The sequence below is a fragment of the Pantoea cypripedii genome (genome assembly GCF_002095535.1).
Taxonomy (GTDB): Bacteria; Pseudomonadota; Gammaproteobacteria; order Enterobacterales; family Enterobacteriaceae; genus Pantoea; species Pantoea cypripedii.
Genome location: NZ_MLJI01000003.1, coordinates 344,229 through 368,567 on the forward strand (window position 1 = coordinate 344,229; position 24,339 = coordinate 368,567).

21 protein-coding genes and 1 pseudogene are annotated in these 24,339 nt (G+C 54.3%); 6 read left to right on the forward strand and 16 right to left on the reverse strand.

What is annotated here, in order from left to right; translation table 11 throughout:
- Positions 1-11: 11 nt before the first annotated feature.
- From HA50_RS29620 to HA50_RS29635, 4 genes and pseudogenes are all read right to left on the reverse strand, one after another.
- Positions 12-758 carry an SDR family NAD(P)-dependent oxidoreductase gene (locus HA50_RS29620; RefSeq protein WP_084880956.1) on the reverse strand — a complete coding sequence of 249 codons (747 nt, stop codon included), beginning with the start codon at positions 756-758 and terminating at the stop codon, positions 12-14.
- A 9-nt stretch (positions 759-767) separates the two neighbouring features.
- The gene (locus HA50_RS29625) at positions 768-1,544 is read right to left on the reverse strand and encodes an SDR family NAD(P)-dependent oxidoreductase (protein ID WP_084880957.1); all 777 of its coding nucleotides are present in this window, start codon (positions 1,542-1,544) and stop codon (positions 768-770) included.
- A gap of 9 nt (positions 1,545-1,553) precedes the next feature.
- A pseudogene (locus HA50_RS29630) lies at positions 1,554-2,919 on the reverse strand (MFS transporter).
- Between the two features lie 85 nt (positions 2,920-3,004).
- Positions 3,005-3,880, reverse strand: coding sequence for a polysaccharide deacetylase family protein (locus HA50_RS29635; RefSeq protein ID WP_084880959.1), 876 nt, complete (start codon positions 3,878-3,880; stop codon positions 3,005-3,007).
- Between the two features lie 311 nt (positions 3,881-4,191).
- Between HA50_RS29635 and HA50_RS29640 the strand changes: the two genes are divergently transcribed.
- Both HA50_RS29640 and HA50_RS29645 read left to right on the forward strand, forming a co-directional pair.
- On the forward strand, positions 4,192-5,202 hold the full coding sequence (locus HA50_RS29640) for a GntR family transcriptional regulator (protein WP_084880960.1): 1,011 nt from the start codon (positions 4,192-4,194) through the stop codon (positions 5,200-5,202).
- Positions 5,203-5,362: 160 nt separating this feature from the next.
- The gene (locus tag HA50_RS29645) at positions 5,363-6,706 is read left to right on the forward strand and encodes an MFS transporter (RefSeq protein WP_084880961.1); all 1,344 of its coding nucleotides are present in this window, start codon (positions 5,363-5,365) and stop codon (positions 6,704-6,706) included.
- A 51-nt stretch (positions 6,707-6,757) separates the two neighbouring features.
- On the opposite strand, the gene HA50_RS29650 is transcribed toward HA50_RS29645, so the two are convergent.
- From HA50_RS29650 to arnB, 8 genes are all read right to left on the reverse strand, one after another.
- Positions 6,758-7,900, reverse strand: coding sequence for a DSD1 family PLP-dependent enzyme (locus HA50_RS29650; protein ID WP_244193718.1), 1,143 nt, complete (start codon positions 7,898-7,900; stop codon positions 6,758-6,760).
- 125 nt (positions 7,901-8,025) lie between these two features.
- The gene (gene arnF / locus HA50_RS29655; RefSeq protein ID WP_084880963.1) at positions 8,026-8,400 is read right to left on the reverse strand and encodes a 4-amino-4-deoxy-L-arabinose-phosphoundecaprenol flippase subunit ArnF; all 375 of its coding nucleotides are present in this window, start codon (positions 8,398-8,400) and stop codon (positions 8,026-8,028) included.
- Positions 8,397-8,729: a 4-amino-4-deoxy-L-arabinose-phosphoundecaprenol flippase subunit ArnE gene (gene arnE / locus HA50_RS29660; protein ID WP_084880964.1), complete on the reverse strand. Its 333-nt coding sequence runs from the start codon at positions 8,727-8,729 to the stop codon at positions 8,397-8,399. Before arnE ends, arnF begins: the two co-directional genes overlap by 4 nt.
- A complete protein-coding gene (gene arnT, locus HA50_RS29665; RefSeq protein ID WP_084880965.1) occupies positions 8,726-10,375 on the reverse strand; it encodes a lipid IV(A) 4-amino-4-deoxy-L-arabinosyltransferase in 1,650 nt (549 codons plus the stop codon). The genes arnE and arnT overlap by 4 nt, the downstream gene beginning before the upstream one ends.
- 6 nt (positions 10,376-10,381) lie before the next feature.
- Positions 10,382-11,278: a 4-deoxy-4-formamido-L-arabinose-phosphoundecaprenol deformylase gene (arnD, locus tag HA50_RS29670; protein ID WP_084880966.1), complete on the reverse strand. Its 897-nt coding sequence runs from the start codon at positions 11,276-11,278 to the stop codon at positions 10,382-10,384.
- On the reverse strand, positions 11,275-13,257 hold the full coding sequence (gene arnA / locus HA50_RS29675) for a bifunctional UDP-4-amino-4-deoxy-L-arabinose formyltransferase/UDP-glucuronic acid oxidase ArnA (protein ID WP_084880967.1): 1,983 nt from the start codon (positions 13,255-13,257) through the stop codon (positions 11,275-11,277). Before arnA ends, arnD begins: the two co-directional genes overlap by 4 nt.
- Positions 13,254-14,237 carry an undecaprenyl-phosphate 4-deoxy-4-formamido-L-arabinose transferase gene (arnC, locus tag HA50_RS29680; RefSeq protein WP_084880968.1) on the reverse strand — a complete coding sequence of 328 codons (984 nt, stop codon included), beginning with the start codon at positions 14,235-14,237 and terminating at the stop codon, positions 13,254-13,256. The genes arnA and arnC overlap by 4 nt, the downstream gene beginning before the upstream one ends.
- Position 14,238: 1 nt before the next feature.
- Positions 14,239-15,375, reverse strand: a complete 1,137-nt coding sequence (gene arnB, locus HA50_RS29685) for a UDP-4-amino-4-deoxy-L-arabinose aminotransferase (protein ID WP_084880969.1) — start codon at positions 15,373-15,375, stop codon at positions 14,239-14,241.
- A gap of 519 nt (positions 15,376-15,894) precedes the next feature.
- Here arnB and HA50_RS29690 point away from each other — a divergent pair.
- From HA50_RS29690 to HA50_RS29700, 3 genes are all read left to right on the forward strand, one after another.
- The gene (locus HA50_RS29690; protein WP_084880970.1) at positions 15,895-16,104 is read left to right on the forward strand and encodes a hypothetical protein; all 210 of its coding nucleotides are present in this window, start codon (positions 15,895-15,897) and stop codon (positions 16,102-16,104) included.
- Between the two features lie 381 nt (positions 16,105-16,485).
- Complete coding sequence (locus tag HA50_RS29695; protein ID WP_084880971.1) at positions 16,486-17,871, forward strand: diaminobutyrate--2-oxoglutarate transaminase; 1,386 nt, start codon at positions 16,486-16,488, stop codon at positions 17,869-17,871.
- Positions 17,872-17,885: 14 nt separating this feature from the next.
- A complete protein-coding gene (locus tag HA50_RS29700; protein WP_084880972.1) occupies positions 17,886-19,358 on the forward strand; it encodes a pyridoxal phosphate-dependent decarboxylase family protein in 1,473 nt (490 codons plus the stop codon).
- 164 nt (positions 19,359-19,522) lie between these two features.
- On the opposite strand, the gene HA50_RS29705 is transcribed toward HA50_RS29700, so the two are convergent.
- The 3 genes from HA50_RS29705 to HA50_RS29715 all read right to left on the reverse strand — a co-directional run bounded on the left by HA50_RS29705 (position 19,523) and on the right by HA50_RS29715 (position 22,118).
- On the reverse strand, positions 19,523-19,672 hold the full coding sequence (locus HA50_RS29705; protein ID WP_084880973.1) for a Hok/Gef family protein: 150 nt from the start codon (positions 19,670-19,672) through the stop codon (positions 19,523-19,525).
- 249 nt (positions 19,673-19,921) lie between these two features.
- Positions 19,922-21,106 (reverse strand): pyridoxal phosphate-dependent aminotransferase, encoded by a 1,185-nt coding sequence (locus HA50_RS29710; protein ID WP_084880974.1) that lies wholly within the window; start codon positions 21,104-21,106, stop codon positions 19,922-19,924.
- An 82-nt stretch (positions 21,107-21,188) separates the two neighbouring features.
- Complete coding sequence (locus HA50_RS29715; RefSeq protein ID WP_084880975.1) at positions 21,189-22,118, reverse strand: LysR family transcriptional regulator; 930 nt, start codon at positions 22,116-22,118, stop codon at positions 21,189-21,191.
- A gap of 96 nt (positions 22,119-22,214) precedes the next feature.
- Between HA50_RS29715 and HA50_RS29720 the strand changes: the two genes are divergently transcribed.
- Positions 22,215-23,078 carry an aldo/keto reductase family oxidoreductase gene (locus tag HA50_RS29720; protein WP_084880976.1) on the forward strand — a complete coding sequence of 288 codons (864 nt, stop codon included), beginning with the start codon at positions 22,215-22,217 and terminating at the stop codon, positions 23,076-23,078.
- Between the two features lie 21 nt (positions 23,079-23,099).
- Here HA50_RS29720 and HA50_RS29725 read toward each other — a convergent pair whose 3' ends face one another.
- Positions 23,100-24,245: a glycosyltransferase family 4 protein gene (locus HA50_RS29725; RefSeq protein WP_084880977.1), complete on the reverse strand. Its 1,146-nt coding sequence runs from the start codon at positions 24,243-24,245 to the stop codon at positions 23,100-23,102.
- Positions 24,246-24,339 lie beyond the last annotated feature (94 nt).

A 24,339-nucleotide genomic window follows, 5' to 3' on the forward strand; every position in this document is an offset into this window, starting at 1 on the left:
CATGGCCTCCGTTACGGCATCACATCGCCGGAATTCGGTCCCAGCGTCTGGCCGACAAACAAATTGCCGCCCGGCTCACTTGCCAGCAGTAACGCCACCGGCGCTACCTCTTCCGCCCGGCCAAAACGTCCCAGCGGCAGCTCTGCCGCTTTCGCCTGTTTCCACGCCTGATTGATGCCATCAATTAATGGCGTTTCAATCGGGCCAGGCGCGATGGCGTTGACCAGCACGTTATCGGCGGAAACCTCCAGCGCCAGAGATTTGGTAAAACCGATCACACCCGCTTTAGCCGCGGCGTAATGACACAATTCAGCACCGCCTTTAATGCCCAGCTGCGAAGCGATATTGATCACCCGTCCCCAGCGCTGGGCCAGCATCGCTGGTAGCGCGCGCTGCGTGGCTAAAAATACGCTGCGCAGATCGACAGCCATCATCTCTTCCCACATTGCCAGCGTGATCGCCGTGCAACGTGCCTGGGTCAGCATACCGGCGTTATTCACCAGCACATCAATACCGTCATAGCGGGCAATACAATCGTCCACGCCCGCGGTGGCACCGGCGATTTCGCCGACATCCGCCACCACACCATGACAATCGGCACCGCGTTGCTGGCAGCGCGCCACCATCAGCGCAAGTTTGTCGCTGTCGCGATCGGTCAGCACCAGCCGCGCACCTTCGCGCGCAAACAACTCAGCAATGGCTGCGCCAATACCACTGGCAGCCCCGGTGATCACACAACGTTTATTTTGCAGTTGCATCACGGCTCCTTAGTCCGGCCAACGCACAGTCAGACCACCATCCACAATCAGGCTTTGTCCGGTGAGATAGCTGCTCTCTTCACTGGTCAGAAACGCGATCGCTTTGGCGATTTCTTCCGGGCGACCCACGCGTCCCAGCGGGATGGCTCCGGCAGCCTTTGCCAGCCCTTCCGGACCCAGTGAATTCTGCTTATCCAGCGACTGCGGCGTTTCGATCAATCCCGGAATGATGGCGTTGCAGCGTACCCCGCGCGCAGCCAGTTCCACTGCCAGCGATCGGCAGATACCCGGCACTGCGGCTTTCGCTGCGGCATAGTGAGCATGATCCTGCCAGCCGTAGACACCACCGGCGATGGAGGAAACCGCCACCAGACTGGCACCGGTGCGCAGATGAGGGGTGGCGGCACGGAAACAGCGCATCACCCCGGTCAGGTCAACATTGAGCATGTCGTCCCAGCGTGCATCGCTCATCTCTTCAATCGGCGCACGTCGCAAAATGCCCGCATTCGCCACCATATAATCGAGGCGACCAAAGTGCGCCACGCCCTGCGCGATAAAGGCATCCACCGAATCCGTTACGGCGACGTCGAGCGGCAGCCAGAGAGCATCGCCACCGGCGGCTTCCACCTGTGCCGCAGCGACGGCCGGATCGTGCGGATCGGCGGGATAGTAACCGGCGATCACCTTCACACCACGTTGTGCATACAGCGTTGCCAGCGCCAGGCCGATACCGCTGGCGGCGCCGCTAATCGCGGCGACCGGTTGAGCTGAAACAGAATCCTGCATGGTTATTCCTTAAGCTGAAGTGACTGCGGCGCGTGAGGCCGCACGCTGATGCGCGTTAGCCCGCGCGAAGAACATGATGATGCCGGAGATAAAGCACGGCACAGCCCCGAACCACAGCGCAGCATCCTGCCAGTGGCCGCCGCTGCTCAGGACGCTGGTCGTCCCGACGCCAGCGATAATCGCGCCGACCGGTCCCATCGCACCGATCAATGCCCCGGCGGTAGCGCGGATGGCAGTCGGGAAACTTTCACTGATAAAGAACAGCGCCGCCGCGTAAGGACCGATGAGGAAAAACAGACCGATGCTGTAGAGGGCAACGATAGTGGCGAAGTTGTCCGGGCAATACAGCATGGCGGCAAAGGAGACACCACCCAGCATCCAGCCCACGGCGATGGTGTTGCGACGACCGAAGCGGTCACCGAGCCAGCCGTGTACCAGGTAACCGCAGTAACCCACGAGATTGGACAGGATCAGAATCAGCAACGAACTGTTAAAAGAGACTTCGTGGGTTTTGGTGATCACGGTGGTACCCAGCACGCTGAAGATCTGGATGGCAAACCAGTTGATCAGCACCGCGCCGCCCAGCACCAGCGTGGCACGCAGCGAAGGGCCACGGAATGCCGCCGCCATACCCGCGTTATGCTGTTCTTCATAAGAAACCTGATAATCCGCCGCGACCTGGCGCGCATCGCTATCGTGACCTGCGGCGCGCAGCTGCTGGATCTTTTTCTGTACCTGAAACTGCGGGGTTTCTTTCAGCTTCAGCGCCAGTACCGCAATCACCAGCGACGGCAACGCGGCGAAGATAAAGCTGCCCTGCCAGCCGATAACGGGCATCAGAATGGCGGTCAGCGCTGAAGCCACCAGCGCACCCACCGGCCAGCCGCCCTGCACCAGGCTATAAACGAAACCTTTGCGTTTGTTGAGTTTTGGATCGTCCAGCGCGGTATACAGCTCAGACAAATAGGTGGCGTTAACGGTTTGCTCGGCATAACCCAACCCGGCGACAGAACGAATCGCGGTCAGCGCACCTTTACCCCAGGCACCGCCCACCGCCGTCAGCAGCGAGCACAGCGCCGCACCGCCCACGGTGATGACAATCCCCATGCGACGACCAAGGCGATCCACCAACGGACCAATCGCCAGCGCGATCACCGCCCCGCCGACAGCAACCCAGGTGGCGATTTCCGCCTGCTCGACCTCGCTCCAGCCAAAATGGCCACCGATTTCCGGCAACAGCGTGCCGAACAGGATGAAATCATAAACAGCAAAAACCCAGGCAAAAAAAGCAATCCAGGTGGCAAATTTTACATCCCTGATGGTCAACTGCTGCGGCTGCCAGCCATTTACGGAGATTTTTTTTAAAGATGCTCATAGCGCTATCACTCTGTCAGGGGTCAGGTCACCGTAAATGGTGACCCTGGGGGTTCTTGTAGGGAGCGCATTCATGCGCTCCGGGCTCAGCGCGGTTGGCGCTGTTTAAAGTCGTCGGCGATTTCGTCAAAAGTAACGAAACGCACGCCTTCATGGCTGCGGATGTACTGAATCAGACGTTCCAGCATCAGCAACACCTGCGGGCGACCGGATACATCGGGATGGATGGTCATGGTGAAGACCGCGTAGTCGTTTTCGCGGTAGACCCAGTCAAACTGGTCACGCCACATCTCTTCCAGATGGCGTGGGTTGACGAAACCGTGGCTGTTGGGCGATTTTTTGATGAACATCATTGGTGGCAAATCGTCGAGATACCAGTTGGCGGGGATCTCCACCAGGTCGGTTTCCGCTCCGCGTTCCAGCGGCTTCATCCAGGCATCGGGATGCTGGCTGTAATCGATTTTGGTCCAGCTATCCCCGACGCGGACGTAATAAGGATGGAAATCGTTATGCATCAGGCTGTGGTCATACTTGATCCCTTTCTTCAGCAGTAACTCATTGGTGACATTGCTGAATTCCCACCAGGGCGCAACGTAACCGGTAGGACGTTTACCCGCCAGCTGAGTAACCAGTTCGATGCTGCGATCCAGCACCGCTTCTTCCTGCGCCGGTGTCATGGCAATCGGGTTTTCATGGCTGTAACCGTGAATACCGATTTCGTGTCCGGCATCCACCACCGCTTTCATCTGCTGCGGGAAGGTTTCAATGGAATGTCCTGGAATAAACCAGGTGGTACGCAGGTTTTGCTCGGCAAACATCTTCAGCAAACGTGGTGCGCCCACTTCGCCGGCAAAAAGCCCGCGTGAAATATCATCCGGCGAATCTTCCCCGCCGTAAGAACCGAGCCAGCCCGCAACGGCATCAACATCCACACCAAATGCGCAAAGGATTTCTTTGGCCATATCTGCAACTCCATAAATGTACATTTAAATAAATATCCATTTAGTATTTGCAATTGGGATGCCAAAATCTTTGCCACGGTGGTCTGGCAGGATGGAAGCCGGAAATTAATATAAATTAATCAATGTGTTGAATAATTTGTATCATGCGAAATATTGTGTTGGTAAGATTTTTACGCCGAAAGGCTAAAGATGTACATTTGTAGTTATGATCCATTATCGTGCGAATTGCACCAGGATTGTGCCTTGCCGGTCGCGGCTTTGCAGCCCGTCAGGATGTGATAATGTAGCGCGATGAAAACAGGACCGATGAAATGACAATGCGGACAAAAAGCTCCCCGGCAGCGACAGAAGAAACCGCTTCTGCGCGCTATGAAGTTATTCGCCAGCTTTTATATACCGTGCTGAAGCAGAAACGCGTGCCGCAAGGTCTGGTGTTACTGGAAGGCCCGCTGGCGCAGCTGTTTGGCACCAGCCGTGTGCCGGTACGCCGTGCGCTGAGTTTATTACATGATGAGGGGCTGATTGCCCGCTTTGAAGGCCGTGGCTTTATCGTGGCGAAGGAAGCGCAGGAAGTGGAACCGCTGCGCATCGCCCTGACGCGAGAATTGCTCGGGCTGGATGAGCAGGAAGCGCTGGTGGATACCCGCAGTACCGGGGAGAAAGTGCTGGAGAACCTCCAGGTAGTGCTTTCCACCGCTATGGTGTTTGGCTGTTACCAGGTGGATGAGCAGCAAGCGGCGCAGCATTACAACATCAGCCGCGCGGTGATCCGCGAAAGCCTGATGCGCCTGCGTGATAAAGGACTGGTGGAAAAAGAGCCCTATTCCCAGTGGCTGACCGGCCCGCTGACCGCGCGTGAAATTGCCGACCATTTTGAAATTCGCGCCAGCCTTGAACCTACGGCGTTACGCAAAGCAGGCCGTCATCTGGCGGTCGATTGGCTGACGGCATCACTGGAAAAAGCGCAGAAATTCAAAGGCAAACAATTGACAGCCGCCGAGCTGGAATTGCTGGAGGAAGATTTGCACGTACGCTGCCTCGAACCGGCAGGCAATAAACTGATGATGCAAATTCTGCGACAGAATCAATCCCCCTTTATCGTCACCCGTATCTTTTATGATTTGCTCGCCATCCCGGTGGAAACCGCGATGCTGGAGGAGCACAGCCTGGTGTACGAAATGTTGCTGAAAGGCAACTGGGAGCTGGCGGCGGCTTGTCTGCGCGACCATCTCGAACGGGCGCAGGTACGTACCCTGCAACGCCTGAAAGTTCTCTCGGTGCTGCCGGTCCCTGCTCTGCCGTCATTTATGGAGCGTCGTTGAAAATATCCATTTTTGACAGCCCATTAGCTCTATAAATTGTGCCGCAACCACCTGGTGCGAGTTTGGGCTGTTTTTTACTTAAGATGTGATCGTTTTCTCATCAGACTGCATAACTATTCTTGTATGGTAGTAGGACGAAACTCACCTGCAGGTAATAATTATGTCTTCCTCTGCTGTAACTTCGACCCAGGCTTCTCAGACAACAGATACCTCATTAATTAAACGGGTTGCCGGGGCATCAGCCATTGGCACTGCGGCGGAATATTACGATTTCTTCGCTTACGGTACGGCTGCGGTACTGTTTTTCGGCCATCTGTTTTTCCCCAGCCATGATCCTCTGGTCAGTACCCTCGCCGCTTTCGCCACTTATGCGGTAGGTTTTCTGGCGCGTCCGATTGGCGGCATCGTGTTTGGTCATATCGGCGATAAAGTTGGCCGTAAAAAAGCGCTGGTGGCGACGATTCTGATCGTCGGCCTGGGGACTTTCTGTATCGGGCTGCTGCCAACCTACGAAAAAATTGGCCTTTGGGCGCCCGCGTTGCTGATTCTGATTCGTCTGTTGCAGGGTTTTGGCGTGGGTGGTGAACAGGCTGGGGCCGTATTGATGACAGCGGAATATTCACAATCTTCACGCCGGGGTTTCTTTGCCAGCTGGGTGCAGATTGGCGCACCAGTCGGCTTTCTGCTGCCGCTGGCGTTGTTTGCCATCCTTAACGCGACGTTATCTGCCGATCAGATGATGGCCTGGGGCTGGCGTGTGCCCTTCCTGTTAAGTGCGCTGCTGGTGATTGTTGGCTTGTTTATCCGCATGCGTATTGATGAATCGCCGGTTTTTGCCGCCATCCGTGCCACTAAAGCAGCAGAGTCACGCCCACTGAAAGAAGTGATTCAGGGAAATCCGCGCCTGGTGATCAACGGCGTGGCGGCCAAATTGATTGAAGCCTGCGCTTTCGCCCTGTTCACGGTGATCATCCTCGCATGGGGTAAAGCCAACCAGATCGACGCAGGTATTCTGATGAATAGCATGATCGTCGCGGTGATCCTGGAAGTGTTCTCGATCCCGCTGATGGGGGCGTTATCCGATAAAATCGGACGCAAACCGGTGTATATGATCGGTGCATTGCTCATCGTGTTATCTATCGTGCCATTCTTCCTCGCGCTGTCGCAAAACAGCTACTGGCTGACGCAAATCGCCATGATTGTGGCGCTGACGCTGGGTCACAGCATGTGTTACGCCCCGCAGGCCTCCTGGTTTCCGGAACTGTTTCCCACCCATATTCGCTGTAGCGGCATCGCGGTGATCTGGCAGGTCGGTTCACTGATCGGCAGCGGCGTGCTGGGACTGGTGGCGGTGAAGATTCTGCAGGCAACCGGTGGACACTGGTATGGTCTGGCGATTTATGTGGCGGTACTGGGGGTGATTTCCGTGATTGGCCTGCTGCGACTGCCGGAAACCGCACCGGGTCGGCGCAACGGCGAATATCAGGAGTGGCAGCAGCATTGATGTTACCGGGCGGCATGGCCTGCGCCGCCCATGAGTGACAACGTAACTAACTTACCAACCGATAATGCGCGACCAGCTTAACGGCTGGTCATTTTCCGCCTGTAACACCTGGTATTGCTGATGCATGGCGGCAGTGGCACAGGCGTGATTCGGCAGAATACGCACGCGTGAACCCACCGGGAAGTCTTGCACGCTCAGGCTGCCATCAGCGGGCAAAGCGATGATACCGTGTTCCTGATTGGTGGTGCTGAGGCAGACATCTAAAGGGTTTCCCTGCATATCACACACCAGCCCGTAACCATAATCCACCGGGCCAGCCGCAGTGCCACGATCGCGCGACATCGCCATCCAACCGGCATCGACAAAGACCCAGTTCTTTTCACTATTGTGACCAATCACCGTGCTCACCACTGACAGGGCAATGTCCTGCTTCTGGCAGACGCCGACGTTATGCATCACCAAATCAAAAGTGGTAAACACACCGGCACGTACTTCGCTGATGCCCTCAAGCTCTTCAGCGTAATGCGCGGTGGGCGTTGCACCGACGCTGAGAATCGGACAGGCGATGCCCGCCTCACGCACCCGGCGCGCGGCGAGACGAATGGCGTCGCACTCATTGCGCGCTGCCACGCGAATCGCCTCTTCACTGCGACAGTTGTAGGATTCACCGGCATGGGCCAGCAGTCCACGCACCACCGCACCCTTGCCTTCCAGCTGCTGTGCTATCTGCAACAACACCTCGCTCTCTGGTGGAATGCCACCACGGTGACCATCGCAGTCAATTTCGATAAAGACTGAAAAAATGACGTCGTGCTGACGGGCAAATTCCGTCACCGCCTGCGCCTGTTCAGGCGTATCCAGCAGGATATGCACATCCACCCCCTGCTGCATCAGGCGCGCAACACGCGGCAATTTATGGGGCGCGATGCCAACCGCATACAACAAATTGCGATAACCCGCCGCCGCAAAACCCTCAGCTTCGGCCAGGGTGGATACGGTAGCCGGATGTTCAGCATTCTTCAGGAGATAAGACGCGGCTTCAACCGAGCGCAGCGTTTTCAGATGCGGACGGACTACGCTGCCGAGGTGAGCAACACGCTGATACAGCCGATCAATATTGCGCTGATAACGCGCTTCGTCGATCAACAAAAAAGGCGTTTCAAGTTGATGAAGCCAGTCGGGGGTCAATTTCACGGACATCTCCTGCGGAAAAAGTGCGCTGAAGCAGCCAGGTCAAGCGCCTGGCCCTGAAATGACAAAATATATAAAATTAGAAAAAAATCTATCCCATTCGGGCATCCACGATGCCCGCCTTGAGATTATTTTTTGCCTGGCAGGGAGACGCAGAGCAGACCGGCGACAATCAATCCGACGCCAGCAAGGCTGCTCCAGCGGAAGGTTTCGCCAAACACCGGCAATGAGATCGCCGCCAGCCATACCAGTACATAACTGATACTGAGCAATGGATAGACCCGGTTCAGTGCCAGATGACGCAACGAAAGCATCCAGCACAGCATTGACAGCGCATAAGCGCTCAAACCAATAAACAGAAAAACCAACGGCTGCGGATGCTGCCAGAGTAACGGGGTGAGAACATCCGGCCACGCTGGAAATTGCAGCATCGCGCTGCGCATCAGCAACTGCGCCAGTGACACCAGCACCACGCTGCACAACGCCAGTCCATAGCCTTTCATAGATGACTTCCCATCAGGGCCACACCTGCCACAATCAGCAGCGTGCCGAAAATCTGTCGCGCGGTAAACGTTTCCCGCCAGATCAGACGAGCGGCACAGGCGACCAGTACAAAGTTAAGACTCAGCATCGGATAGGCCATGCCAACCGGAACCATGCGTAACACCGCGAGCCAGATCAGCATCGCTACGCCCAGCAGTAACATGCTGAGCGCAATCCACATCAGTAAACGTGCCTTGCCGTGGCGTCTGCCAATATATGCCGCCTGTTTCTGGCACAGCTGCGCAATGCAGCTCAACAGGCTAACCATCAGGATCAATAACAAGCTCATGGCAGTGAATGATATCCGTAATAGACCAGCCGCCCCTGACGATAGATAAAGTCAGGTTTCGGCAAACCTGGGTCCGGATTGGCATCGACAGACGACATCATCAGTACCAGTGAGACGTTACCGTGCTGACGATGCTCAGCCAGCCAATTGCTGAAGGCATCAGCCGATACATAACGTTGCTGTGCATCCGGGTAGTGCAAGCCGTATTCCACTTCACCCTGTTGATCGTAGAGAAAAATATCGCTGCGCTGCACTTGCCATGCCACCGCTGAAGCCACCCCTGGACCATTTACCAGAATATAACGGCTGTCGGCCAACTGCCCGGCGACCACATTGAGAAAGCTCTGGGGCTGCTTGGAATCACGTACCTTGTCCGGGATGGCAAACCCAATAATCAGCGCCAGTACCAGCGGGCAAAACGCAGCCAGTTGCCAGTTACGCCGACTTAACGCCCCCGCCAGGCCCCAACCGCCAAAGGCCAGCACGCCCAGCAGCAGCTTATAATGCTCAGTCACACTGAAAGGAGGACGGTGTGCAACGCCCCACGGTGCCAGCACCACAACCAGTGCCAGGGCCGCGATGCCGCCAAACACGATGTTGATCCAGGCATTCGCTTTCAGCGCTTTGATCACCTGCGGCGTCATGCTATGCGCATAATGCGCCATCAGCAGCGCCAGTGGCGCAAAGCACGAAAGAATGTAGGTTGGCAATTTGCCTTTGGCAATGCTGAAGAATAGCAGCGGCATCAGCACCCAGCTCAGCAGGTAACTTAACCCCGCCTGCTGACGGCGCTGACGCCAGCCCTGCCACAATGCGCCAGGCAGCAGCCCCAGCCACGGCAGTGAACCCGCCAGCAACACCGGCAGGTAATACCAGAACGGCGCTTTATGCTGTGCATCGGATTCGGCGAAGCGCTGGATGTGTTCAACCCAGAAGAAGTAATGCCAGAAATCACCTTGCTGACGATAAATCGCCAGTGACCAGGGCGCACTGACCAGCGCTGCGACCAGCACGGTCAGCGGGCCAAAGCGCAACAGCTCGCCAAATCGACGTTGCGCGATCGCCCAGGGCAAAATCGCCAGCACCGGCACCGCCAGCGCCAGAAATCCTTTGGTCATAAAACCCATGGCACAGGCGACACCCAGCAAAACGTAGCCGAGGAGCCGCTGCCGTGTGTCGCTGGCCTGAGCCACCAGCCAGTAACTCGCCATGGCGGCTACCAGCCACAACGTCAGGATCGGATCGAGTACCGCATAGGTACCCACACCGTAAACCAGCAGCGAGGTGAGGAAAATGATACTGGCGCTCAATGCTACCGTACGGTTGGCAAATAACCGCATGCCAAGCCAGAACACCAGCAGTGCCGAGAGCGTGGTGCTGATAATGGAGCCAGCACGGACGCCAAAATTCGTATGCCCAAATAGCAGCTGTCCGAGATTATTCACCCAGTAACCCGCTATCGGTTTTTCGAAATAACGCAGGTCAAAAAAGTGCGGCGTCACCCAGTTACCGCTGACCAGCATCTCCCGACTGATCTCCGCATAACGGGTTTCATCTGGTTGCCATAAGGCACGGAATTCGATGGGGATAAGGTAATAAAGTGCAAATACAAACAGAAGCAGAGCCGTTTTGGTGCCAGTACGCATCCGTGGTTACCTGTATTGTTCTTGCTGGCAGCCGAGCCAGCCTTCGCGTCCGGGAATTTGTCCGCGCACGATGTTGCCAATGGGCAATGTGCTTAAATCGTCAGGTAGCAGTTCACTCAGCGGACAGAATTGAATGCCCAGCTTTTCCGCCCGGGTCAGCAATTCCGCAAACGCCTGATGTCCGACAATCCCTTCCACCTCGGCGTGGATAGTGTAAACCGCTGAATCTCCTGCATCGCGCAGATGATCAAGCAGATAGTCGTTAAAATCAATCGCGCTGACTTTCGGGCCCACCACTTCATCCCAGGTGGGTAACGTCACCGGAATCTGCACCGTACCCAGCGTACCGTCACTCAGACGCGGCAGGAATGGTCGGGTACCGCGACAATCGCTGTTGTAACGAAAGCCAAACTGTTGTTTTGCTTCGACAACCCGGCCATCGGCACGCCAGCCAGCCACCGCCGAACAAGTGACATTGTCACCTATTATCGCTTCCAGTGCCTGCTTACCACGGGCAATCTCTTCGACTAATCGTTGCTCCGGCCATACCCCAGCCCAGGTTTGCCAGGCAAAATGGTCCCAGGCGTGCAAGCCAACCTCATGATGATCCGCCGTCGCGCTGATGATCTCCTCCAGGCCGCGGCCAATTTGCTTCCCCGGCCAGGCGGTACCGGCCAGCAAAATGTCCCAGCCATACAACGATGCTGCGCGTGAACGCAGCATTTTCCATAAAAAGCGCGGCTTCATAAGACGCCACAAGTGGCGTCCCATGTTGTCCGGCCCGACGCTGAAAAAGAAACTGGCCTGCACCTGATGCAGACTAAACAGTTCCAGTAGCGCTGGTACGCCTTGTTGCGTACCGCGCCAGGTATCGACATCAACGCGCAAGCCTACTTTTTTCATGACTTCTCAGCCTGCAACTCAACGGTGCGCAGGAAGAAGTCGAGGGTGTTGTCGATGGTGATATCCATCTGCACTTCTGGCGTCCATCCCAGCAGACGACGGGCGTTTTTGATCGACGGCTTGCGATGTTCAACGTCCTGATAACCTTTACCGTAGTAGCTGCTGCTTTCCACTTCGCGGAAACCGGCAAACGGCGGGAACTGGCTGCGCAGCGGATGGCGTTCAAAGCTGGCCAGCAACTGCTCGGCAAGTTCCTTGATGCTGGCTTCGTTATCCGGGTTACCGATATTGATAATCTGTCCATCACAATTGTTTTGCTTGTTCTCGATAATACGGAACAGCGCTTCCACGCCATCACGGATATCGGTAAAGCAACGTTTCTGCGCGCCGCCGTCAATCAGCTTGATCGGCGAACCTTCCACCAGATTAAGGATCAGCTGGGTGATGGCGCGCGAGCTGCCGATACGTGCGGCATTGAGGTTATCCAGACGCGGACCCATCCAGTTAAACGGACGGAACAGGGTAAAACGCAGTCCCTCTTTCTCACCATAGGCCCAGATCACGCGGTCCAGCAGCTGTTTGGATACGGAGTAGATCCAGCGCTGTTTGTTGATCGGTCCCACCACCAGGTTGGAGTTATCTTCATCAAAATGGCGGTCGGTACACATGCCGTACACTTCTGAGGTGGACGGGAAAATGATGCGCTTTTTGTATTTCACGCAATCACGGATGATTTTCAGGTTTTCTTCAAAATCCAGTTCGAAGACGCGCAGCGGATTTCGGGTGTACTCAATTGGCGTAGCGATCGCCACCAGCGGCAGCACCACGTCACATTTCTTGATGTGATACTCAATCCACTCTGAGTGAATGCTGATATCACCCTCAACAAAATGGAAGCTGGGGTGGCCCAGGAAACGGCTGATCGCATCAGAGCTGATGTCCAGGCCGTAAACTTCGAAGTTGTCATCTTCCAGCAAACGCTCAGTCAAATGGTTACCGATAAAACCATTCACACCGAGGATCAGCACGCGTGTACGACGTTTCACCGCAGCAACCGGCTTAGAGTAGAGCAGCGCACTCGGCACCATACCGAGGCTTTGCGCCAGCTGGCTACCGTTCATATAGACACCGTTCTCGCTCTGTCCGGTGATCACTTCCAGCGCACCTTCACCGCAGGCGATCAGGAAAGGTTCAACCGATAATACGGTCCCCGGTTTAGCACCGTGTGCCGCAGGATGAACGCGCCCTTTCCAGACGATAAATTTCACTGTGCCGGCATAACCAAAAGCGCCAGGCCAGGGATCGGTGACCGCACGAATCAGGTTATTGATTTCATGTGCAGGACGTGACCAATCGATACGTCCATCTTCCGGTGTGCGACGCCCTACTACCGTGGCTTCACTCTCATCCTGCGGTTGGGCATTGATCTCGCCGCGCTTCATCGCCGGTAATACGCTTTCCAGCAGTTGAGTGGCACTCAGCACCAGCTTGCGATGCAGCGTCAGCACATTGTCCTGCTCGTCGATTGGCACGCGAACCTGAGACACGATATCGCCAGCATCGGCGCGTTTAACCATGCGGTGCAGGGTCACACCCGTTTCGCTCTCGCCATTGACCAGTACCCAGTTCAGCGGCGCACGTCCACGGTATTTCGGCAGCAGAGAACCGTGCAGGTTATAAGCACCAAGACGGGCGCTATTGAGAATCTCGTCGTTCAGCAGGTTACGGTAGTAAAACGAGAAAATGATTTCCGGTTCCATCGCTTTAATGCGATCAACCCATAACGGATGATTGACATCATCCGGGGCATAAACCGGGATGCCCTGTTCTGCGGCGATACGAGCAACCGAACCAAAGAAGTGGTTTTCATTAGCCGCGTCCGGATGAGTGAAGATGGCACTAATCTCGAAGCCAGATTGCAGCAGGGCATTAATACCTGCACAGCCCATGTCGTGATAGGCGAAGACGATGGTTTTCATTGCTCAATTTCCTGTACAGATGCATCTTTTTGCGGATGGATAACACGTTGAATAAAGTAGCGCGGACGAGCGCGGACATCGTTGTAAATCCGGCCAATATATTCGCCGAGAAGTCCCATGCCGACGAACTGCGCGCCAACAAACATAAACAGCACGGCAAACAGCATAAACACGCCATCGCCAGCCCAGGCTGCGCCGAGGAATAAACGCAACACAATCAAAATTAAAGAAAAGGCAAAACCGGCCAGCGCAATGATGCTGCCCACCACACTCAACAGACGCAGCGGCGTGGTGGTCAGACAGGTCACCAGGTCGTACATCAGGTTAATCAAACGCATAAAGCTATATTTGGAATCACCAAATTCGCGTTCAGCGTGTTTAACCGGTAACTCAATGGTGCGGCGGGCAAAGGTGTTTGCCAGAATAGGAATAAAGGTACTGCGCTCGTGGCAATTCAGCATGGCATCAATAATATGACGGCGATATGCTCGCAGCATACACCCGTAATCACCCATGGCTTTGCCAGTAACACGTTGAATCAAATGGTTAATGGTGCGTGATGCCCGACGGCGGAACCAGCTGTCCTGACGGTTCTGACGAACCGTGCCGACCACGTCGTACCCTTGCAGGGCAGCGGCAACCAGATTCGGAATCTCTTCCGGTGGATTCTGTAAATCCGCATCCAGGGTGATAATCAGATCGCCGCTGACATGGCTGAATCCCGCCATAATTGCAGAGTGCTGACCATAGTTACGGTTGAGCAACACGCCCACCACGTGGCTGCCTGGCATATCGGCAGCATCGGCGATCATTTCACCTGAGCGATCACTACTGCCGTCATCGACCAGCAGGATTTCATACTCCAGATTAATGGTGTCGCACGCAGCGTGGGTACGACGGATCAGCTCCGGCAGGCTCTCTTGTTCGTTGTAGACCGGGATCACCACGGACACTTTACGAATCGGTTTTTCTTCCAGCATTTCAGACTCCGGCTAGCGTGCGCAGCGCTTTGATGACCCGCTCAACATCATCATCAGTCATATCAGGGAACAGCGGAATGGAGCAGATGCGGTCGCTGTTCCATTCAGTATTAGGTAAGGAGAGTTGCGGATACTGCTCGCGATAATATTTGTGGGTATGGGCGGCACGGAAATGCAGGCCAGTACCAATATCGACCGCCTTCAGCGCTTCCATCAAACCGTCACGGCTGATACCACAACGCGCCTCATCCACACGAATGATGAACAGATGCCAGGCGTGCTGATGTGACCATGTGGGTAATGCCAGCGGCAGGAACGGCGTATCAGCCAGTTCCGTCAGGTAGCGCTCTGCAATGGCTTTGCGACGTGCATTGATGTCAGCCAGTTTTTTCAGCTGTACCAGCGCAATGGCGGCACTGATATCCGGCAAATTGTATTTAAAGCCGGGCATGATCACTTCAGCCTGCGGCCTGCGTCCGTGGGTATGACGATCGTAAGCATCAACCCCCAGACCATGAAATTTCAGACTGCGAATGCGGTCTGCAAGGTCAGCATCATCCGTCACCACCACGCCACCTTCGGCGCAGGTAATATTTTTAATGGCGTGAAGTGAAAAGATGGCTGTGCCGACCTGCCCAACGTGACGCCCTTTATAAAGGGTGCCAGCCGCATGAGCTGCATCTTCGATTACCGGGATACCGTGACGTTCGCCGAGCGCGCGAATCGCATCGATATCAGCCGGGGCACCAGCGTAATGCACGGGAATAATGGCGCGTGTGCGGGGTGTAATGGCCGCTTCAACCTGCTCAGGCGTTACCATCAAGGTGTCACGATCAATATCTATCATCACCGGCGTAGCACCCATCAGGGTGATGATGTTAAGGGTTGAAACCCAGGTCTGTGAGGGGGTAATAACTTCATCGCCAGGCTGAATGCCCAGCCCCATCAGGGTTACGTGCATACCCGCCGTGGCGGAACAGACGGCAATCGCATGCTGGTTGCCGGTTAACTGGCAAAAGGCCTGCTCCAGGGCGGCACATTGTGGACCGGTGGTAATCCAGCCGGATTCAAACACCGCTTTAACCGCTGCTAATTCTTCTTCACCCAGCGAAGGGCGAGAGAATGGGAGAAAAGACATGGATTAGCTTCCTTAATGTGTAATGCCTTTCACTTCGTAAGGGTAAAAAACATAGCCAGAATGATGATATGAAAATGTTATGTTTAACGGGCTATATCTCTATGAGTTCACCAGATAAACAATTAGTACAGCATGTTAGACTTCGCAAATAATTCTCACATTTTGAAAGCATTAGAGACATTAGGTTGTTTCTCTGTAGACCAAAATACGATGGAAAACTTAACGGAACATTAAATAGAGTGCAGATGGAGTCACTTTTCAGACTAACGTTGAAGCTTTGTAGAAAAAGAGGAGCCAGATCACGCTGTTTTCTGCTGTGCAAGAAATGAGGTGCTATCGGGGTTTCAAGGCGATTCATCGCTGCGGTTTAGCGATTGAAGCGGTATGGATGATGTTGTGATGTTTCTGAAAACAACTGTTTAGGAGATTAACTATACTGTTCTTAAGGGAAAACTAAGGAAATTCTATTATGCTGATTTACTTAGCTTTTACTTAACCACAGGCACGGAGGTTGCTGCCGTGAAAACCGATACCGACCGTCTCTCACAAGCCGCGCTGCGTCGTCATCATATTGGCGTAAAAACAAAAGGATTGCGCTTCCGCGGTGCGCTTTATGTGTTTCGCTATAACGCCGGACACTATGACGTATTTCTGGACAATGCTCGCGTAATGCAGCTGGAAACCAGCAATGTGCAGGAAGCGATACAAATGTTTAAGCAACAGCAGTGACCCCGGCTACTGCTTGCTAAATATTGTGCTTATTATCGCGGGTTGCGGCGGCATTTTATTTGGCTTAATTTCCAGAATTTTGTGGCAGCGAAGCCTCTCGCGCGCCATCGCTTTCGCTCCCTGGCTATCTCTCGCTGCTATAAGTCTTTTTATTAACTCGATTATTTAATAGGCACGTCATACTGCCATGATAAAATAATCGGCCATTTCTTCAGCAAATCCCTGATTCGTATATAGAAGTAATAAACAATTCTAAACAAAATTAATCATTGCCCCCCAGGGTAAAAGGCTCTATATTGGCCGCGTTTTTTTCACAGCTGATACTTTTTTGTTCAATTAACCAACCGGTGCGCTTTTCCCGCCGTCGGTTGTAGGAGAGATATGATGACGGATAAAGTCCGTATTGATAATTTTGGTGCCAACTCATTCAACGGAAACAACGACGAGTTCTTAGCCCGTCAGGCTGAGTTCGAATCGAATGTCAGGAGTTACCCGCGCAAATTACCTTTAGCGATTGCCAAAGCGAATGGCGTATGGATTACCGATGTTGAGAATAAACAATATCTTGACTGCCTGGCTGGCGCAGGAACTTTGGCTCTGGGTCATAACCACCCGGAAGTTCTGCAAAGCATCCAAAATGTCATTACCAGCGGCTTGCCGTTACATACCCTCGATCTGACTACTCCATTAAAAGATCAGTTCTCTGAATCCCTGCTGTCACTGCTGCCGGGTCAGGGTAAAGAATATTGCCTGCAGTTCACCGGTCCTTCCGGTGCTGATGCTGTTGAAGCCGCACTGAAACTGGCTAAGAAAGTGACTGGCCGTAGCAGCGTGATCAGCTTCTCTGGTGGTTACCATGGTATGACCCACGGTGCGCTTTCGGTAACCGGCAACCTGTCACCGAAAGAAGCGGTCAACGGCATGATGCCGGAAGTCCAGTTCATGCCTTATCCGCATCAGTACCGTTGCCCGCTGGGTCTCGGTGGTGAAGCCGGCGTGAAAGCACTGACCTATTACTTCGAAAACCTGATAAACGACGTTGAAAGCGGCGTGCGTAAACCTGCTGCCGTGATCCTTGAAGCCGTTCAGGGTGAAGGTGGTGTGAACCCGGCCCCGGTTGAGTGGCTGCAACGTATCCGTAAAGTGACTCAGGAACACGGCATTCTGCTGATCCTCGACGAAGTCCAGGCTGGCTTTGCCCGTACCGGTAAATTCTTCGCCTTCGAACACGCTGGCATTGAGCCGGATATCATCGTGATGTCAAAAGCTGTGGGTGGCGGTCTGCCGTTGGCGGTGCTGGGCATTAAGAAACAGTTCGACGCCTGGTCACCGGGTCACCACACTGGCACCTTCCGTGGCAACCAGCTGGCAATGGCTACCGGTCTGACCACCCTGAAAATCCTGAAAGAACAGGATATCGCTGGCAAAGTTGCCGCACAGGGCGAATGGCTGAAAGCGCAGCTGGCTGCAATGCAGCAGCGTTATCCGGTAATCGGTCATATCCGTGGCATGGGCATGATGATCGGTATTGAGATCGTTAAACCAAACGAAGCTGCTGACCACATGGGTGCTTACCCGGCTGATGGTGAGCTGTCTGCCCTGCTGCAGAAAAAATGCTTCGAAGCGGGTCTGATTCTGGAGCGTGGTGGCCGTCATGGCGCAGTCCTGCGTCTGCTGCCGTCGCTGCTGATCACCAACGATGAGCTGGCGATTTTCCTTGATAAATTTGAGCAGGCGCTTCTGGGCGCAGGCATCAAACCTGTTTGATTCGGAAGAGTTAGATGACTGAAGTAAACCCGATTCTGGCCGCTTCTGCCCAAAGCATTGAAGCGTACCAGCAGGCGATTGCGCAGAGCAGCGCCGCGGTTGTGCAGTGGCTGAAGCAGCCTGAGATGTATCAGGGCAAAACGGTTGCCGAACTGCGCGAGCGTATCAAGCTCGACTTCAATCCGAATGGCCTGGGCAACCAGGCCGCGATTGAACGCGCGATTGAATACTTTCTGAAAGACAGCCTGTCGGTGCATCACCCACAGTGCGTAGCGCATCTGCATTGCCCAAGCCTGGTCGTTAGCCAGGCGGCGGAAGTGCTGATTAACGCGACTAACCAGAGTATGGATTCCTGGGACCAAAGCCCGTCAGCGACCGTCATCGAGATCAAGCTGATCGAGTGGTTGCGTGCGCAGGTTGGCTACCCGGCTGGCGATGCGGGTGTCTTCACCAGCGGCGGTACCCAGAGCAACCTGATGGGCCTGATGCTGGCGCGTGATGCGTTTTATGCGCGTCAGGGTCACTCAGTGCAGCAGGATGGCATCACTGGCGATCTGCGTAAGATTAAAGTGTTGTGCTCCGAAAACGCTCACTTCTCCGTACAGAAGAACATGGCTCTGCTGGGTCACGGCTACCAGTCGGTAGTTCAGGTGAAATCAGATCGTTTCGCCCGTATGGATGTTAACGACCTGAAAGCCAAACTGGCGCAGGCGGATGCCAATGGCGAGCAGATTCTGGCGATCGTAGCCACCGCAGGTACTACCGATGCCGGTGCGATTGATCCGCTGCGTGAAATTGCCGGTATCGCGGCTGAGCGCAACATCTGGGTTCACGTTGATGCAGCCTGGGGCGGCGCGCTGCTGCTGTCAGAGAAGTATCGCGATTACCTCGATGGCCTGGAGCTGGTGGATTCCGTAACTCTCGACTTCCACAAGCAGTTCTTCCAGACCATCAGCTGTGGTGCGTTCCTGCTGAAAGACGAACGGCACTACGAGCTGATGCGTTATCAGGCGGCTTACCTGAACTCAGAGTTCGACGAAGAGCAAGGCGTGCCGAACCTGGTCTCCAAATCCCTGCAAACCACGCGTCGCTTCGATGCGCTGAAACTGTGGATGGGCCTGGAAGCGCTGGGGCAGAAACAGTACGCGGCGATTATCGATCACGGCGTCACGCTGGCACAGGAAGTGGCAAAATATGTTGCTGACCTGCCGCGTTTCGAGCTGGTGATGCAGCCACAGCTGGCTAGCGTGCTGTTCCGTTTCCGCCCTGAGCAGCTGGCTGCCAGTGGTGATGCGGCAGTCGCGCTGTTCAACCAGCGTATCGGCGATGCCCTGCTGGAGTCTGGCCGCGCCAACGTCGGTGTGACCGAAGCGGATGGCATCACCTGCCTGAAGCTGACACTGCTGAATCCAACCGTAACGCTGGAGGATGTCAAAATCCTGCTGGCGCTGGTGGAAAAAACAGCGGATCAGCTGCTGAACGCCTAATTTTGCTTGGTGCGCAAAGCTAGCGAAAATATGAAAAGGGTGCTGAAAAGCACCCTTTTTATTTCGTACAGACAATCAAAACGATTAAAAGAAAAGAATTGGGTGCATTGAGGCCAGCCGCAACACTATAAAGAGTGGCGGGGATCACTCCCCGCCGGTTGCTCTTACCTGGGTTCGTAATCCATGAGTGCAGCAACCTCCATGTGGCCGGTTCGGATTCGCACCTCACAGAGGTCTTTCCTCGATACCAGTATGGCGGCTATGACCGCCCCTAATACGATGGTGGCGATCAGGATCGCCTTATGCTGCTTCATGGTTGCTTCCCCTTGCCTTTCGGCGCGTAAGAGGCTATCTTTATGTTGTCGAAGCATAAAGATGGGCCTCAAGTTGATTTATAGTCACTTGGGGCTTTTTTCTTTCTGCCGTCGGCAAATGCTTAAGGCAGAAAGCCTCAAGCACCCGTCGCGATTTTATGTCAACCCTCTGAACTATCCAAAATTTTTTATATATTACGCTGCGGTAATTTGCGTTTTTATCCCGGTTTTGCGACCCACGACCGACTTTTAACGATTCCGCGCCAAAAACTCACTCAACCGCGCCAGTCCCTGCTGCAACTTGTCCGTTGACGAAACCGCATGGCACCAGCGTAGCCAGCCGTTGCCTTCAGGACCAAACGCAGCACCAGGCGCCAACCCCAGAGCGCTTTCCCGCACCAGTCGTTTCGCCAGCGTAGTGGTATCGTCAAATCCTTCAATGCGAAAGAACGCATACATGCCGCCACCGCTTTCCGGTACGCTGACGCCCGGTAATTCCCGCAGGCCGTTCACCAGATACTGGTAACTGTGTGCCAGCTCGGCACGCAGGCTGATAATTCCGCTTTCCCCGCCCAGCAGCGCCGCCTGTGCCGCGCGTTGACAGGGTTCGAACAGGCAGCTGGTATTGAACTCAATCAACTTCTCCAGCGCGCCAATGATGGATGGCGGAGCCACCACCCAGCCGACGCGAAAACCGGTCATCAACCAGGCCTTAGAAAAGGTATTTACCGAAATAAGCCGGTCGTCCGGCGTGGCATAATCCAGAAATGAGGGCGCATAATGCCGATCGCTGGCATAGATCAAGCGCTGGTAGGCGTCATCACTGAGGATCCAGATACCGTGTTTACGACAATGCACAAGGATTGTCTGGACCTCATCATCGGTAATCGTCCAGCCGGTAGGATTACCCGGCGAGTTGATAATCAACATGCGCACATCGGGTGTTAGCGCACTCAGCAGCTGGTCCATATCCAGCGCCCATGCCTCGTCTTTCACCGTCAGCGCCACACGATCCACCGAGGCCCCAAGAATCTGCGGGATTTCAACCACATTCGGCCAGACCGGCGTGATCGCCACCACTTTATCACCGGGCGACAGGACAGTTTGCGCCACCAGCATCAGGCCGTTAATTCCGGCACTGGTAATCGCCAGTTGATCGCTGCTGATAGTATGACCGTGCAGCTGGCTCAGGTAATCGGATAACGCCTGACGCAAATAGGGTCGCCCGAGGTTCTGGATATACCGGGTCTCTCCCTGCTGTAACGAGGTAATGGCCGCATCGGTAATAAACTGTGGCGTGGGTTTGTCGGATTCGCCAAACCAGAAGGCGAGCATATCGGGACGATCCATCCCTTCATTGGCAATTTCGCGGATGAGCGAGGGTGAAATCTGGCTGATGGTGTGGCGCGAGACGAGGGGAAAAGACGACTGCATGAAAAAACCTCCAACGATTATCCCTGTTTAACTGTTATTTCAATACATAGCACCCACCTGGTATACCACGCAGCGCAAAAGTTCAGGAATAGCAATTTTGTCTGGCTGGGTTGTCATTCAGTTCACGCACATAATCGATAAACGCCTGTAAGGGGGCGGGGATCAGTCGACGATCGTTGTAGTAAAGCCATAACCCGGAAAAACTGAGCCACCAGTCGGCCAGAATCGGCTGTAGCTGCCCACTGGCGAACGCTGGTTGTAACCAATCTTCAAACAAATAAACGATGCCCACACCGGCGATGGCCGCCTGCACAGTTAAATCCATCGCCGCACCAATGCTACAGGTTAAGGGACCATTGGGCTGCAAACGCAGGATTTCACCATCGCGGGCAAACTCCCATTCTGCCATCACCCCGGTGGCGTAACGACCGCGCAGACAACGATGTTGCATCAGGTCGCGGGGATGTTGCGGGATGCCATATTGCGCCAGATACCCGGGGGCAGCCGCAGCAGCAAAGCGCTGGGTGCGCGGGCCAATGGGCAGCGCCACCATATCCTGCTCCAGATGGTCGTCATAACGGATACCGGCATCGCAGCCATCGCGAAAAATATCCTGCACGTTACTTTCGGCGACAATTTCCAGCTGAATATCCGGATAGCGTTGCAGAAAACCTGGCACAATCCCCGGAAGCACCAGACGCGCGGCGCTAACCGGCACATTCAGGCGCAATGTGCCACCCGGCGTGTTGCGAAAACGGTTCAATGCATCGAGCGCCGCATCCACCTCATTCATGGCCGGTAGCAGGCGAGCCATCAAGGCCCTGCCCGCTTCGGTCAGCGCGACGGTGCGGGTGGTGCGATTAAACAGACGCACGCCCAACTGCTGCTCAGCACGGCGCACCGCATCACTCAGCCGTGAAGGATTGCTGCCGATCATACGGGCCGCCTCACGAAAGCCCCCTGCTTTGGCTACCGCCACCACGGCGTGTAATAAGGCAATATCTAATGACATTGTGCGCCACTCCGTACACTGTGTCCTGATTTCACCGGATAGTTGCACAGCCCAGCCACCGTTACAATCTTCAGACACCCTATGACGGAGGTTCTTATGTCTCATCCCGTATTGACTTACCCACTCGGCGACCGCAACGTGAATCGTCTCGGCTATGGTGCAATGCAGCTGGCCGGGCCGGGCGTGTTTGGTCCGCCACAAGATGAAGCGCGCGCTTTACAGGTGCTGCGAGAGGCGATTGATGCCGGTGTGAATCATATCGATACCAGCGATTTCTATGGTCCCCATGTCACCAATCAGCTCATCAAAAAAGCGCTCTATCCGTATGCAGAGGATCTGGTGCTTGTGACTAAAGTCGGCGCGCGTCGTGACCAGCAAGGCGGCTGGTTGCCAGCTTTTACCCCAGTGGAGCTGACGCAGGCGGTGGAAGATAACCTGCGCAATCTGGGTCTTGAGGTGATGGATGTGGTGAATCTGCGCGCCATGTTTGATGTGCATGGTCCGGCGGAAGGCTCTCTGGAGGAACAACTCACCGCGCTTATCAAACTAAAAGAACGTGGGCTAATACGCCATATTGGTTTAAGCAACGTCACGGCGAAACAGGTGGCTGATGCCCAGGCCATGACTCCCATTGCCTGTGTACAGAACCTCTACAATCTGGCAAACCGCCAGGATGATGCGCTGGTGGATCACCTGGCAGCGCAGGGCATTGCTTATGTACCCTTCTTCCCACTCGGCGGCTTTTCCCCGTTGCAATCAGAACAGTTGACGTCGGTGGCAAACGAACTAAGTGCAACGCCATTGCAGGTCGCACTGGCATGGTTGCTGCAACGATCGCCGAACATCTTGCTGATTCCGGGCACCTCCTCGCCAGAACACCTAAAACAGAATCTGGCCAGCGCCGGGCTGCAACTATCGGACGACATCGTGGCAAGACTGGAGGGATTGGCCGCAGCCTGATCCCTCAATTCCTGTCTGGCCCTAAGATAAATAAATTTCTTTCAGCCGCTTTTTAAAGGTTTGGGGATCATGCTGCTGGCGGATCCTCAATATTGCCTGCGCCGAGCGCTGGTTGATACTTTCCGGGTCATGCAGGACATCAGCAATATATCCCTTTAGCTGGCTGACCACGGTATTCCTGATTTTCTGTTTAGTCTGCTCTGAATCGATAGTAAATTCATACATATCATTCAGTTTGTAATCGATAAGCCAGCCGGTGGTCGGAGGGTTAATTTCGGGTAATGCACGCACATTGGTGGTTATTACCGGACAACCACACGCCTGCATTTCCAGCACGGAAAAACCATAAGTGTCCTGCCAGGTGGGAAGCAGGCCAACATCCGTCTCTTTTAATAACGCAATGACAGATGAATTGGGTAACGAAGCGGAATGCTGGAAGAAAGGCCATTTTTTGATTAACCCTTCGATTTGACTGTAGAATTCTTCACGGTCCTGATATTGCCGATGAGCTATATTATGTTTGCGTGACAAATCACCAATGATATTCACCTGTATACGGTCAATATTGATGATCCCCTCGTTTGCCAGTTCAGAAAACGCCATCACCACTTCGGCCCCGCCTTTGCGGTAAAACTCATTGCCGATAAAGGTAAAAGTGACCTTATCTCCGGTGACTTCGCGCCCTTTATCTGTGAGTAAAGGCTGGGGGGGATGCATCACGCATAGCTTCGCGGCGATAACCTCTTTAAACGCCGGGAAGGCTTCCAGCAGCTTCAGCTGGATATTGCTGGTGGCTTCGGAAATGGCAATCAACTGGATGCACTCTTTACGGGCCGCAAGCTGCATCAGGTTATGAAGTTCGGGATTGTCTGTCTTGGCTACGCCTGCAACCGGCAGGACGCGTGGAATTTCGGTTTCGAAGGTCGAAACCCAGCGGTCCGACGTGCGGGCAACTTCATTAAAAAGATGAATGATATCCGCATCATTCGCCGCCAAACCGGGAACAGGCTGAAAGACAAATATCTTATTTTTCTTCAAAAATTTCTGACGCAGGGCATTGATGTAAAGATATATGTTTTTCTTTTTCAGATTCACATAATTGTTTTCAGAATCCACCATTATGTTTCTTTTTTCCGGATAACCATCACTACTCACTACAATTTTCATCAATCCTCCTTAACACTTGACGAGTTTATAAGAATTAAAAAATCGCCAGTAAGACAGTTATAAAATAATTTCGTCATGAGTAAAGGAGTTGCGG